The sequence below is a fragment of the Chryseosolibacter histidinae genome (assembly GCF_018598225.1).
GTDB classification, from domain to species: Bacteria; Bacteroidota; Bacteroidia; order Cytophagales; family Cyclobacteriaceae; genus Chryseosolibacter; species Chryseosolibacter histidini.
Map to the genome: position 1 here is coordinate 250,980 of NZ_JAHESF010000007.1, position 13,072 is coordinate 264,051.

Below are 13,072 nucleotides of genomic sequence, written 5' to 3' on the forward strand. Positions count from 1 at the left end.
GATATTACGTAAATACAACGTGAAATCTGTCCATGACCTACCAAGTCAAGCACTCAGTAAGACGGTGTATATAGTTGGTGACACAAAATCTAAATGGCTCGCAGCCTTCATTTGTCCATGTGGATGTGGAGATCTAGTGCAACTGAATTTATTACCGGACGGTGATGATTGTTGGCAAATCAATTTAAACAAAAAGGGTATTACAATTTTTCCTTCTGTATATCGAAAACATCGATGTAAAAGTCATTTTTCAATTGTTATGGGAGATTTGGAGTGGTATTAACTAAACTCTTAAGGATTTTGAACTCAGTATCTTCGGGCGCTTTGGATACCTGCGGCCTCACCTGACACAGATACTTTCTATCTGTATTTAAGTATTTTGTCGATGATTCCATTTTGAAAAAACGCGCCTGTAATAGTCTTGCACCGACCAATACCTTTACTGGTACGTTTCCAGTGTTTGTAAGTTCAATCGAGATACATCCGCAGTAGCCCGGTTGAACAACCGTTGAAAGTGAAAAGCCCAATCTGCTATATGAGCTTCTGGTTGTAAGAGACATAAAAACATTATCAGGCAATCTAATGTATTCCAAGGTCGAACATAAAACAACCTGATTAGGATGGAATACAAACGCCTCCCCAACTATTCTTCTAGTTTCATCAAAAAAAATATGAAGCGGCCTATTTCTTGTTTCCCCTGTTGCATCGATACTAACATCTCTTCCAAGGTACGAGACTAAAAAGTCTTGGCCCAGTCTGAGATCAAGTGAAACCTCTCCCAACTGTGTCTGCTTATCAAGCAAAGGGCGAATTATCAACTGCTTGTTATCAAGCAATTTTTCAATTGCGGATTTCGTCAGATACATACTTTTTTTCCCATGCTTGAGTTAAAAAATAGTTGCTTATGGATTTTTCAACCAAATTATTGAGGATTCGGTATAAATCAGATCTTTTGAAGTTTTTCCGTAATGCCGATTTTGGGTTCTGCCAAATGTCCCATGCTTCAATAAAGAGGCCATGCAATTCTTCAGGTGCTCTAACCTCGATCGGTATCAGGTTATTGAAATCAGAGATACCGGCAGTTTTAAATCTTTTTTTTAGTGGTCGTCGTGTACAAGAGAGTGTCGCTTTCTTAATATCGGAAACAATCATAGATTCCTTTTCGTCGAGAAAATTCTCTACCAACTCGATTCGTATCCTCGTTGGAGGGTGCTTACCATTAGGTTTTCTATAGGTTAAATAAGATAAATGCACGCATGAGGCCCTATCGACGTACTGCGCTGCAAAAATGTCTGCGAAGTGTTCCTGGTACTTAATCTTATTTTCGTCGGCATCTTTTCGAAACAACAGGCCGCGTTTAAAAAGCACTTGGTCTGTGACACTGTATTTCCAGTCAATAAAATGTGCAAGCTCGTGATAAAGATGCACGGCGGTCAAATAATCATGAGACAAGAATTTTGGAAGTATAATTCGTATTACATCAAGCTCTAAATCAATGTCGTAGTATTGTTTAAGAAGTTTTCGTATTTCGATCAAAAGACTCGGGTCTTGGTCATAATGAAAAGCAAAATCATTTCGTTTGTTAGACAAGGACGTTAGTAACACATAATTGTCTAGATCATCAATCCAGTCAGCTAATACTAGTTCCAGACAATTCATAATTTCATATGGTGTCTGGTTTATTGTGCTATCAACTAGATATTCTAACCACAAGAAAATACGCTCGATGAGGACGTGATGGTGCCACAATTCGGTTTTTGATAAGCCACAGAAGTTGCAATCGTCTATTTTCGTAATAGCGACCATTAAGGTTTGATGGAGCTTTTCCTTCTTCTTGGAATCTGAATACTTGCTCGATTTTAGTTTGTCCGTGACCCTTAGGAGTTGAGAAAATCTCAATTCCAAATTCTGTGGAGTGATTTCTAAGTTGGGGGTTTTCATTGAAGTTTAAGATGCTAGTCAACGCTGACTATGCCTCAGTGTGCTAAGAATAGATCGAAGCGTTTCAATAACTTGATCGGTAATATTATTTGGATTAATGTCCTTGAAATAATCAAAGTTATTCCTCAATGCACTTACTACGGCATAAATATCCCTCTCGATATCCTTTGGCTCGATCTTGTTGTTCGCAAGGTTGTAAGCAGCCATGATTACTTTTGTTATTTGATCCTTGTATTTATCCTGCCGCTCGTCCAAATAGAGTTTTGTCATCAGCCATGCAAAATCTATATCCGAGTAAATTGGTCCTGATGAATCCATTAGCTTTTTCATACACTGTGTTTATTGGCTATTAGTTGAAAATGACAAGGGTTGTAATTTGTCTTCCCTAAAAGTAAGAACCAATAAATATTCTATTTGATGCAAGTGATAAATTTTTTCGAAAAACCAAAGCCCATCCATTAGGACACCTTTATAGGTGCCCCAAAGGATGGGCTCCGCCATTAATTTAATGAATATTTAGTGATTATACCAACGAGTATTGAAAAGCGTTAGTGGTAATTGTTTTTATGTCTGTGATTCCGGAATGGAATCACAAAGCCAGCACACTTTGTCGGCCTTGTTCCACTACGCCGTTGACAGTTACAAGATCAATAACGAGAGGCTGGGAATTTTGAAAGTTCAGGGATTGGTGCTTCGATTCTACCGGAACAAAAAAACTACAGTAGAGGGTAGAACCACATGATTCTGGAAAAATGCAAGCGAGAGCACAAAAAAGCGGTCGGTAAGCCTTTTGAATTGTACGACTCCTTCGCAAAGGAGATGTATTTCGATTTATAATAAAAGTGATATTCTCAATCTGTAATCATTGATACCGTACTCCCCTCAAAAGGATTATGCGTGGGAAAATACTTTATATACCCCATTTTCTCCAGGTCATAAATAATCTTATGATATGTAGAATTCGACCTAATTTTTGCAGCAAGCATAAGTTCGCTTCGAGAAATCCTAAATGGACTTTCAAATTCATTGTCGACCCAAGCCTGGCACAACGCTATGCAGAGGCTGATATGACTACGTTTTAATTTAGAATTAGACGTAATCCTTTTCAGAAAAATCTTAAGGTGCTTTAAATTATTCATCAATAAAACAGTCTATTATTTAGCCCTCCCGCCACCCACCTTCCACTTCGTCCCGGCCCGGACTAGCTTGCTGGATGTATGCGAGGTCATTAGAAGTGGAGATTTTGCGACCGCCTTCAAGTTAAGTATGATTTCTGTCGCAAACTCCTGCTTTTCTCCGCTTCCCCTACTGACGAGCCGGGGCAAATCTTAGCCATTAACGAGCTGCTTCAATTCTTCCAGCTGGCCTGTAACAAATCTTATCTCGGCAAGGAATTGCGCGACCGATTTTTCCGGCACCTCTTTTACCAACTCCGTTGTAGTACGTTTGATCAGGTGCAGTTGATTTTTCAGTTCTTCGTTATATACTACTCTCTCTTCCATGGGTATTCATTTTTTTCAGTATTAAATCCTCATTCGTTTCCGAATCTGTTGCAAATCACGTTGCATCATCTCTACTATGGTCCGACTTCATGATGTCGCGATTCTGTCATTCTTGCCAAATATTTCAGTGCAATGCTCTTCGCTTTCGTGAACAAGAAAAGCTTTACCTCATCCGGTTCAAAAAACGTTGCCCGCCTATACCATAAAGCTGTGAAAACCTCACTAACCAAATCTTCAGCAAGCTGCCCGGACTGAAAATATCGCAACGACACCCGATAGATGGCAGGAGCATAATGATCGTAGATGCCTCTGAAGGCAGGCTCACTCCCTTGCGAAAAGGCATGAACCAGCCCAGAGTTTATCTCGTTGTCACGGCTGATCGATGCTACTTTTTCAGAAGGCGTGGCGGTTTCAGGTTTCGCAAAGGCCTGGCTTAGCCATTGGCTAAGGCCAGAGAAAAAGAGAGGTCTATGCATAAATTTTGACTTTGACAGATTACAGATTATAGTCTCAGCAGATATTGGCCGAGATGGCTAGGACAGCAAACCTCAGCCTGCGTTATCACTCGATGCCAACATTTCCTCTACTGTTACTTCATAATAGTTGCAGAGGCGTGCTATCAGCTCGACTTCCCAGTTGAATTTTCCTTGTTCAACCAGGTTAAGTTGTTCATCCGGAATCTCCATAGCCTCAGCAACGGTGTGTAGGTCCTGTTGCTTGGCCTCGCGTATATTTCGCAAGCCTGAGCCTACGGTTTGCAGGAATTTTTCACAACCTTCATCGATGGCAATTGAATTGTTCATAAGTCATTGTTTTAGTGTAATTGATTGGTCAAAAAAGACAATAGGATTTCGCGATGCAGAATTTGCTTCGTTAATAATTCGTAAGTGAAGTTTATCATGCACCGGCAACCTTAGAGAGTAAGGTGCCGGGCATGAAACTGGATGGGCTTCAGTTATACCGTTGTTAAGCCGGAGGGCTATTACAAAATAAAGTGATGTGTTTTTTGCAGCTCATTTGTACTTGTTTGGGAGTACACGAAATATGAGCGTCACTGCTGGTAAGGCGGGGAAAAAAGATGGCGTGGAACCCAACTTACCGTTATCGAGGTACTGGTATACCCTGTCACGAATAAGTGGGCCCACGCCAATATCGTATTGACGTGAGCACCTCACTTATTGCCTCGTGACGTTAGAAAATTACCAGTTTTCGATAACGAGACGCAAAGTGCGAATGCTTCAATTCTAAAGAATTCGCAAAATTAGTTCAAAAACAACAATAAAATCGCATCCCTTGGACACGACATTACAAATATAGCAATAATCACATTCCATACAATATAAAGAATGTTAAATGATTATTTGACGCCGCACTTTGCCGCGTGGCAATCAACAAAGAAACTGACAGTTTAATCCTCTTTGGACAACGCCTAAGGGCTATCAGGGAAGCTGCCAACTTATCTCAGGAGCAGATTCACTACGTCACGGGTATAAGTCAGTCACATATTGCACGTATTGAAGCGGGTGTTTTAAATACTGGAATCAACCATGTATCCCGCCTCGCCGAATTGTTTGGCCTTGAAGACTATGAGCTGTTTCAGTATAAATCACCTATACCAGATTCTGAACTCCTTAAAAAGAACATCGCCAAGTTTTTGAAGAGCCGTGATATTGATCCGGCAGTTTTTCTTAAAAAGAGTCTTGTCCATCTCATCGAGACAAAGTTGCTCCCTTCTAAATTCTTTAGCTCACCAAGGTTAGCAAAGGAGATCGCGGAATATTTTAAAGAAAAGGTCAATGCAGAGTTTACTACTTCGCATATCTCACAAGCGATGGAGGGTTTTGTAAAAAAGGGATTGGTGGAGAAATTAGAAACCGAAAAAAAATCGAAGTTTCAGTATAGAAAAGCCCAACTCACATAAAAAAGACAGGCCTGCGCACGGACACTTCTGCGTACGAAAAATCAACAATTCTCATCAATTCTTAACAGTATTTAACACGAACACAAAAGTGCAAGCGTAACTTATCCAAAAAGCAAGAAGGTTATTTTCCCAACTCGATGGCGCTTCTTTTTATGTTGCTACACGCTAGAACCTTTTCAAGTAACTGCAGCACCTTGAGATGAGCTTTTTAGATTTAAAGCGCTGGTCGGCTTATGGTTTGCCCTTGCGGGATATTATTGAATTTTATTATCCTTGATTATGAGTAATGGCTACTCGAATACTGGAAAACTTTACACAGTGAGAGTTCTTTCTAGTCAACCTCAAAATCCGTTCATGGGCACATTGCGGTACAAGTTGTGTCTTATAGTTTGTCAGGAAGGACAGGAAAGCACACTTTTTATATAGTACTTATACGCTTCTTTTTTGCCTCTTATTTGGTTCTTATTTGGCTCCTATACACTTTGTATTCACTTCTTTTACACCTCTTATCTGCGCTTAACTAAATTCCCGAGGTATAGCATAGGATGCAGAAGCGCTTCCATTGTCAAATGCGGTCATTGCAAAATCATTTGATGATTAAAATCAAAATGTGTTTTTGGAAATGAAATCGACGACAAAAATGGATTTTGAAAAACAAAGGCTCCTATAGGGGCTTTTCAATTTTTGGTCCTTAAGGGGCCTTTGTTTTTCATTTGAAATTTTCTGGACAAGACATACTTTTAAAGCGATTCAAATTCCACGGCTCCTATAGGACCTCAAATTCAAGGGCACCTATAGGACAACCCTCAAATCCAACGACTCCTAATAGGACCTCAAATCCAAGAGCCCCTAATAGGACGTGAAATTCAAGAGCTCCTATAGGACCTGAAATCCAAGAGCTCCTGTAGAACCTGAAATTCAAGAGCTGCTTCGCTTTGACCATAGAACTTTAAGGCGGCACAATCAACAAAGGTTCCTCATAGAAATTTCCTCATAAGTCCTTAAAGTCGTCGTCAACAATACTATTCCGCTAAGGGCTTCCTAATTTTTTGTACCGCCTTACCGGACTCTTTTAGCCATTTGGAGTGAATAATAGCATTTTTTGCACCTCCGTTTGTACCGCGGTACAATGACGTACCGCGCTTTTCGAAAATCTGTGGAATAACTTTCGTTCGGTTTTACGTTGAGTAGACAGAAGCAGACATCCGGAGAATAAACCTAAAAACTTCTAAAGACTTGCTCCTATTCATAAAAATTCGAAAAAAATCATAAAAGTGATTTCACCACTCTTAGCATATTTGGTCCATAGTCATAAAACTTATTTGAACATGAATACGGTAAATGAAAAGAATTCGCGCGGAGGGTCAAAGATCTACCGTGAACAACTCGCTACTATTGAAGATCTGGAGCTGCTGAAAAAAGATCTCCTCAATGAAATTAACGACATCAAAAGTTTACTAAGAGGCACAACAGCACCCGGAAGAAAAGAATGGTTAAAATCATCAGAAGTCAGAAAGATGCTTGGTATATCGCCTGGTACGTTGCAAAACATGCGAACTAACGACCAGCTTCCTTTCACTAAGATCGGTGGCATCACCTTCTATCGCTATGAAGACATTGCCAAACTGTTAGCAGGTAGTTCGGAAAACGCCTAAGCCTATGGACAGCCTCGATCAATTAAGCAGGTTTCTGGGAAGTGCAATGTCTGACGTTACTCTCAGATCCAGCCACATAAGTCTTTACGCCGCCTTATGCCAGGCGTGGATCAATAACGGATGCAAAAATCCGTTCAGCATTTCACGAAGCAAGGTAATGAAGTTGGCCAGGATTCATTCTCAATCAACTTACCACAAGATAATTCATAAACTGGTAAGCCATGGACACATTCGTTATAGTCCATCGTATCATCCGGTGAATGGAACCGAAGTTTCACTGCTCGAAAAGACCCGCGTAGCGGTAAAGGAAATTAAATGATATGGGAACTGAGCTGAGTGCAGATGAGATCAGAAAAATCTTCCGAGAGGAGCTAGAAGATTTTAAAGACGAGCTTCTTGAAGAACTGGCCGTCTTATCACAGAACGTACCGCCTGAAGATCCACCTGTAACTACTGCGGAAGTATGCAGGCGGTGGGGACGGAGTAGGACTACTTTGAGTAAATTGATAAGGAGCCAGAAACTGGCGCCAATAGGTAAATATAAGCACTCTTTTACTTTTAGAGCATCGGATATTGTAAGACTGTTTGGGATGCCTGTCGGTTAAGAGACAGCGATTTTATTGCATTTTGTAAGGATTTTGATATTTTTAATATGGATTCCTTGTCCCACCCGATCCAATACGATCATAGCCCACTTGGAATCCGTGACGGAACTTTTCATTCCGTCGCTTTGCGGAAGAATCGTTCTGAGCAATTGAGCTGCTTTAATTGGATTATGCTTGGCGGCCAAATTCAAATATTTATAAGTAACCCATAACATTAAGACTATACGTCTGTAAATGCCCTCCATACTATTCTTTGATCTTGAAGTAAACGAAAAAACCAGGCGCATTGAAAAAATTGGCGCTGTACTGGATGGGAAGGAATTTTCGGGATCTGACCTCCACAAGTTTGAGTCATTTGCTTCTTCCGCTGACTTTATTTGCGGACACAATATCATGCAACATGATCTTCAGTTTCTCAAAGATTCTCCTCTTGCAAAGAAGCCGTTCATTGATACCCTACACCTGTCGCCACTTCTGTTTCCAGAAAAACCGTACCATAGACTGGTAAAGGACTACAAATTACAATGTGACGAACTAAATAATCCAGTTGCTGACTCTAAGGCGGCTAGAGATTTGCTCTATGATGAGTTGGAAGCATTTTCCAAGTTAGCAGGCGATCTCAAGAAACTTTATACGAGCTTACTTTACAAACAGCCAGCGTTTGAGAATTTTTTCAAAGTAGCTAATACAAGTGGCAGTGAAGAAAGTCTTTTAGCCTTGATTAAGAAAAATTTCAACCCACTTATATGTAGTAATGCACCCTTTAATGACCTGATTGAAAACGAGCCGGTGATATTAAGCTACGCTCTTGCAATTATTTCTACTTCTGATACAAATTCGATTTCTCCCGCCTGGCTAATACACCAATATCCAACCCTAAATCAGGTAGTCTACCAACTAAGAATGAAGCGCTGCCAGGATCAGGGTTGTAACTATTGCAACGGATTTTTGAATCCAGCGAATGCATTAAAAGAATTCTTTGGTTTTGACGACTTCAGAAAATTCAGTGAACACGAAAAGATTCCTTTACAGGAACAGGTAGTTAAAGCCGCTCTCAACAACAAATCTATTCTCGCAATTTTCCCTACGGGAGGAGGGAAATCTTTAACGTTCCAGCTCCCCGCTTTAATGACTGGAGACGCCTGCCGTGCCTTAACAGTAGTTATTTCACCGCTTCAGTCCTTAATGAAAGACCAAATTGACGTCTTAAATAAACGACATCAAATCGTTAAGGCAGTAACCATTAATGGGCTTCTTTCACCATTAGAAAGGAGAGAAGCTATGGAAAGGATTGCAGAGGGTGGTGCACACATACTTTACATATCACCTGAATCCCTGCGTTCAAACAGTATATTGACCTTGCTTCAAAAAAGACTCATTGCGCGATTTGTCATTGATGAAGCGCATTGCTTTTCCAGTTGGGGACAAGATTTCCGTGTAGACTATCTGTATATCGCGGAATTCATAAAGGAACTGCAAAAACTAAAAAATCTGCCCAAAAATATTCCAATTTCGTGTTTTACGGCAACCGCCAAACCCCAAGTAATAGAGGATATCAAAAGTTATTTTCAGGAAAAGCTTAGCATTTCCCTTGAAACATTTTCTACTGATGCGAAACGAACGAATCTAACTTATGGAATCTACGATACAGCTACTGAAGAAAAAAAGCTGGCAACATTGATAAATCTCCTACTTCAAAAAGATGGCCCCAAAATCATTTATGTATCACGCACTAAAACAGCGGTCAGGCTTGCCGAATATTTAAAAGCTCAAAATTTTTCTGCACTCGCTTTTCACGGGAAACTGGATTCCGATGTTAAGATCAAAAATCAGAATGAGTTCATGGAGGGAAGGGTAGACATAATCGTAGCTACGTCAGCTTTCGGAATGGGCGTAGACAAAGATAATGTAGGCATGGTCATCCACTATGATATATCAGATTCGCTGGAGAATTATGCGCAAGAAGCTGGGAGGGCAGGTAGGAAAAAAGATCTTAGTGCAGACTGCTACATACTTTTTGATGAAAATGACCTTAACAAGCATTTTGCGCTACTAAACAATACGAAACTTAGCATAAAAGAAATCAGACAGGTTTGGTCAGCCATCAAATTACTGGCCGCAAAGAAAAACAGGTTATCGAAGTCGGCTCTGGAAATTGCAAAAAAAGCTGGGTGGGACGTTGAAATGAGAGAACTTGAAACAAGAGTTACAGCTGCGATTGCTGCTCTAGAGGATGCTGGATACTTAAAGAGAAGACAGAATTCTCCTCGAGTTTTTGCTTCAAGCATCGCTGTACGAAACGCCGAGCAAGCTATTTTAAGAATAAATGAGTCAGTGAAGCTGGACGAGATCAGTAAGCAAAATGCAATTCGTCTTATTAAGCGTCTTATAGCTGATAAGCATTCCATTGACCGACAGGAAACAAGGACAGATTATCTCTCAGAAATACTTGGAATCAACATTCATGAAACTCAAAGGATAATAAACGTTCTGCGAGACGAGGGAATCCTTGGTGACGCCATGGATTTAAGTTGTTTTGTCAATTCGGCGCAGTCTAAAAATAATGCCAAGGCCATCTTAAAGAGCTATGTTCAGATCGAAAATGGTTTAATTGACATCACGGATGCGAAACCACAAGCAATCTATCTAAAAGAATTAAATGAGCGGCTAATTGAAGACGGTGTCCAAGAAAGCAGCGTAGACAGGATAAAAGACATCATAAGATATTGGGAAATAAAAAATGTTGTAAAAAAGAAAAAGAAAGAAGGTGGTAAAGTCTATTACCTTTCATTTAATCTCGACAAGACTGCCACTGTGGAATGGGCTCGAAGCAGACACGCACTTGCCAATGATATTATCGCACACTTTTTGCAAAAAGCAGGCAAAGACCAGGACAAGGATTCGCTCATCGAATTTTCACTCGTTAGTTTAAAAAAAGCTATTGAAGGTGCTGGGTTATTTTCAAAGGGATATAACCTTGAGGATTATGAATCGGCTCTGCTCTTTCTTAACGCTATTGCAGCAATAAAACTTGAAGATGGTTTTTTAGTAAGTTATAAAGCCCTCAATATTGATGATGTCGAGACAAATAATAGGCATTTTACCAAGGACGACTACGAAAAACTTGAAACGTATTATAGTAATAAGGTACAACAAATTCACATTGTGGGCGAGTATGCCAAAAAATTGCTCATTAACTACAATGAGGCACTAAATTTTGTGGACGATTATTTCGTGCTTAACTATAACACTTTTATTGCAAAGTATTTTCCCAATAGAAAAGAGGAAATAAGCCGTTCTCTTTCACATAAAAAATTTGAAGAATTATTCAGCACTCTCAGCACAAAGCAGTTTGAAATAATTAAAGAAAAAACTAAAAATATTCTCATTGCGGCAGGTCCAGGAAGCGGAAAAACAAAAGTCTTGGTACATAAGGTGGCTTCTTTATTACTTATGGAAGATGTAAAACCTTCGCAATTTTTGATGTTGACTTTTTCCCGATCGGCATCACTGGAGTTCAGAGAAAGACTAAAGTTCTTTATTGATGAAACTGTTTATCGCATCGATATTCACACCTACCATTCTTACTGCTTTGATCTTACTGGACGCGTTGGTGACTTGGACAAGTCAAAAGAAATAATTAAAGAAACCGCCAAGAAAATTAAAGAAGGAGAGATTATTGAAGATAAAATTGCCAAGGGAGTCTTAGTGCTGGACGAATTTCAGGATATAAATGAAGATGAATTTGAGCTAATCACACAGATCATAGAAAAAAACAAGGACGAAATCCGTGTGTTAGCCGTTGGAGACGACGACCAAACCATATATGACTTCCGAGGCGCATCAGCCAAATATATCCAGCAGTTTAGTAAAAAGTTCGATTCAAGTGTTTTTGAGCTTTTAACAAACTATCGAAGTCGAAAAAATCTGGTATCATTTTCAAATCAGTTTGTCAAAACTATTCAATCAAGGTTAAAGCAGTCAGAAATAGAACCGTTCGACAAGGAGTCGATCGGCAGTATTTTCATGACAAATTACATTAATCAAAATATTCTCATACCAACAGTCAATGACATAGTCAGACGAAATTTTAAGGGCACAACTGCAGTCCTTACGAGTACAAATGAAGAAGCTGGACAAATAACTTCTCTTTTTCGCGTAAGAGGCATTAGAGCCCGGCTTATTCAAGCCGATGAAGAAAATTTCTCATTGTACAATTTGCTTGAATTAAGAGCTTTTTGTAAACATGTTTTCTCACATATTGAAAATGAAGCGGGTTTCATACCTTCTGGCATTTGGGCAAAATCTAAAAAAAAGCTTTCAACCGATTTCGCAGCCTCGCCAAATTTAAATCTTGCATTGCTTGCTCTGCAAGCATTTGAAAAAAGCTATAAGCGGAAGGTACGTTTCGAGCTTGTAACCTTCTTGCGAGAAATAAGGATAGAGGATCTTGTGGTTCCTGAAAGGAATAACATCATTGTGAGCACAATGCATAAAGCGAAAGGAAAGGAATTTGATAATGTTTTCGTTGTGCTTAAAAATTATGTTATGAAGGACGATGCTGCTAGACGGCTATTATATGTTGCTATAACCCGCGCAAAGAAGAATCTCATAATTCATACTAATAATAATCCTTTCTCATTTATAAGCGATTCTGCTACCGGAGTCTACAATGATGCTACTGAGTACTCTGCCCCATCAGAACTACTCATCAATCTGACACATAGGGATGTAAAACTTTATTATTTTAAGCTTGAGGGTGTACAGTACAATATTGGATTGTTAGCTGCGGGCAGCAATCTTAAGTATCTTGAGACTGAAAAAAGAATAGTAAACACAAAAGGTAAAGCGGTTCTTCTTTTCTCTGATTCATTTATCAAGAAAATTGATGATTTTTTAAGCGAGGGTTATAAAGTTGAGAACGTGAAAGTGAATTACATTCTCTATTGGCATGATAAGGAAGATGACCCAGGGATCGAATATAAGATTGTCTTACCCTCCATGCTATTTAACAAAAGCAGTTTTGCGCGTGATACTCCGGAAAGTAAAGCACAGGTGTCATCGGATTATAACTAACTTTCTGAGTTTAGAACTGCAATTTCCAGGTCGAAGGACACGTTGGAGCAACTGGCCTCCCATTATTTATTAACGTTGCAACGGCAAAAAGAAACGGATTCTTCAATCAGTCTATTAAGGTAAGTAAACCAATTCAAAGCGATGGTTGATTCCGTCCGGCTATTGGACAAATAGAACGGACCATCTTTCCCGAAATTGAGTTTGAAATATTGACAAGGTTTCGAGGGAGAAGTGTGCAATTACGACCATTGTCTTCTGCGACTCGGTGGGAAATATGACACATTGAATATAAAGTTTACTATTCCAGCATGATTGACCCCCTAATCCAGCAAGCTGACCCCTCTGTGTGAAGGGATTGTTTCTGTAAAGCAA

The 13,072-nt window shown here is 39.6% G+C and carries 11 protein-coding genes; 5 read left to right on the forward strand and 6 right to left on the reverse strand.

Annotated features, from left to right (window positions below; genetic code table 11):
* Positions 1 to 64 precede the first annotated feature (64 nt).
* Positions 65 to 283 (forward strand): ubiquitination-like system serine protease family protein, encoded by a 219-nt coding sequence (locus tag KK083_RS32760; RefSeq protein WP_498366311.1) that lies wholly within the window; start codon positions 65 to 67, stop codon positions 281 to 283.
* Here KK083_RS32760 and dcd read toward each other — a convergent pair.
* The 6 genes from dcd to KK083_RS09735 form a co-directional block, all read right to left on the reverse strand.
* Entirely contained in the window at positions 258 to 866 is a 609-nt protein-coding gene (dcd, locus tag KK083_RS09710) for a dCTP deaminase (protein WP_254162919.1), read from the reverse strand. The two genes, KK083_RS32760 and dcd, sit on opposite strands and share 26 nt — an antisense overlap.
* Positions 841 to 1,941, reverse strand: a complete 1,101-nt coding sequence (locus tag KK083_RS09715; RefSeq protein ID WP_254162921.1) for a hypothetical protein — start codon at positions 1,939 to 1,941, stop codon at positions 841 to 843. The genes dcd and KK083_RS09715 overlap by 26 nt, the downstream gene beginning before the upstream one ends.
* A gap of 18 nt (positions 1,942 to 1,959) precedes the next feature.
* The gene (locus KK083_RS09720) at positions 1,960 to 2,271 is read right to left on the reverse strand and encodes a hypothetical protein (RefSeq protein WP_254162923.1); all 312 of its coding nucleotides are present in this window, start codon (positions 2,269 to 2,271) and stop codon (positions 1,960 to 1,962) included.
* A 998-nt stretch (positions 2,272 to 3,269) separates the two neighbouring features.
* Positions 3,270 to 3,443, reverse strand: a complete 174-nt coding sequence (locus tag KK083_RS09725) for a hypothetical protein (RefSeq protein ID WP_254162924.1) — start codon at positions 3,441 to 3,443, stop codon at positions 3,270 to 3,272.
* 74 nt (positions 3,444 to 3,517) lie between these two features.
* A complete protein-coding gene (locus KK083_RS09730) occupies positions 3,518 to 3,919 on the reverse strand; it encodes an RNA polymerase sigma factor (protein WP_254162926.1) in 402 nt (133 codons plus the stop codon).
* A gap of 72 nt (positions 3,920 to 3,991) precedes the next feature.
* Positions 3,992 to 4,246 carry a helix-turn-helix domain-containing protein gene (locus KK083_RS09735; protein ID WP_254162928.1) on the reverse strand — a complete coding sequence of 85 codons (255 nt, stop codon included), beginning with the start codon at positions 4,244 to 4,246 and terminating at the stop codon, positions 3,992 to 3,994.
* Between the two features lie 578 nt (positions 4,247 to 4,824).
* On the opposite strand from KK083_RS09735, the gene KK083_RS09740 reads away from it, so the two are divergent.
* From KK083_RS09740 to KK083_RS09755, 4 genes are all read left to right on the forward strand, one after another.
* Complete coding sequence (locus tag KK083_RS09740) at positions 4,825 to 5,364, forward strand: helix-turn-helix domain-containing protein (RefSeq protein WP_254162930.1); 540 nt, start codon at positions 4,825 to 4,827, stop codon at positions 5,362 to 5,364.
* 1,328 nt (positions 5,365 to 6,692) lie between these two features.
* Positions 6,693 to 7,019: a helix-turn-helix domain-containing protein gene (locus tag KK083_RS09745; protein ID WP_254162931.1), complete on the forward strand. Its 327-nt coding sequence runs from the start codon at positions 6,693 to 6,695 to the stop codon at positions 7,017 to 7,019.
* 320 nt (positions 7,020 to 7,339) lie between these two features.
* Positions 7,340 to 7,624 carry a helix-turn-helix domain-containing protein gene (locus KK083_RS09750; RefSeq protein ID WP_254162932.1) on the forward strand — a complete coding sequence of 95 codons (285 nt, stop codon included), beginning with the start codon at positions 7,340 to 7,342 and terminating at the stop codon, positions 7,622 to 7,624.
* 234 nt (positions 7,625 to 7,858) lie between these two features.
* Complete coding sequence (locus KK083_RS09755) at positions 7,859 to 12,700, forward strand: RecQ family ATP-dependent DNA helicase (protein ID WP_254162933.1); 4,842 nt, start codon at positions 7,859 to 7,861, stop codon at positions 12,698 to 12,700.
* Positions 12,701 to 13,072 lie beyond the last annotated feature (372 nt).

What these genes read in the sequence shown, in the direction of transcription:
- dcd (WP_254162919.1), bottom strand. Translation starts at nt 866, where the DNA reads ATGTATCTGACGAAATCCGCAATTGAAAAATTGCTTGATAACAAGCAG.
- KK083_RS09715 (WP_254162921.1), bottom strand. Translation starts at nt 1,941, where the DNA reads ATGAAAACCCCCAACTTAGAAATCACTCCACAGAATTTGGAATTGAGA.
- KK083_RS09720 (WP_254162923.1), bottom strand. Translation starts at nt 2,271, where the DNA reads ATGAAAAAGCTAATGGATTCATCAGGACCAATTTACTCGGATATAGAT.
- KK083_RS09725 (WP_254162924.1), bottom strand. Translation starts at nt 3,443, where the DNA reads ATGGAAGAGAGAGTAGTATATAACGAAGAACTGAAAAATCAACTGCAC.
- KK083_RS09730 (WP_254162926.1), bottom strand. Translation starts at nt 3,919, where the DNA reads ATGCATAGACCTCTCTTTTTCTCTGGCCTTAGCCAATGGCTAAGCCAG.
- KK083_RS09735 (WP_254162928.1), bottom strand. Translation starts at nt 4,246, where the DNA reads ATGAACAATTCAATTGCCATCGATGAAGGTTGTGAAAAATTCCTGCAA.
- KK083_RS09745 (WP_254162931.1), top strand. Translation starts at nt 6,693, where the DNA reads ATGAATACGGTAAATGAAAAGAATTCGCGCGGAGGGTCAAAGATCTAC.
- KK083_RS09750 (WP_254162932.1), top strand. Translation starts at nt 7,340, where the DNA reads ATGGGAACTGAGCTGAGTGCAGATGAGATCAGAAAAATCTTCCGAGAG.
- KK083_RS09755 (WP_254162933.1), top strand. Translation starts at nt 7,859, where the DNA reads ATGCCCTCCATACTATTCTTTGATCTTGAAGTAAACGAAAAAACCAGG.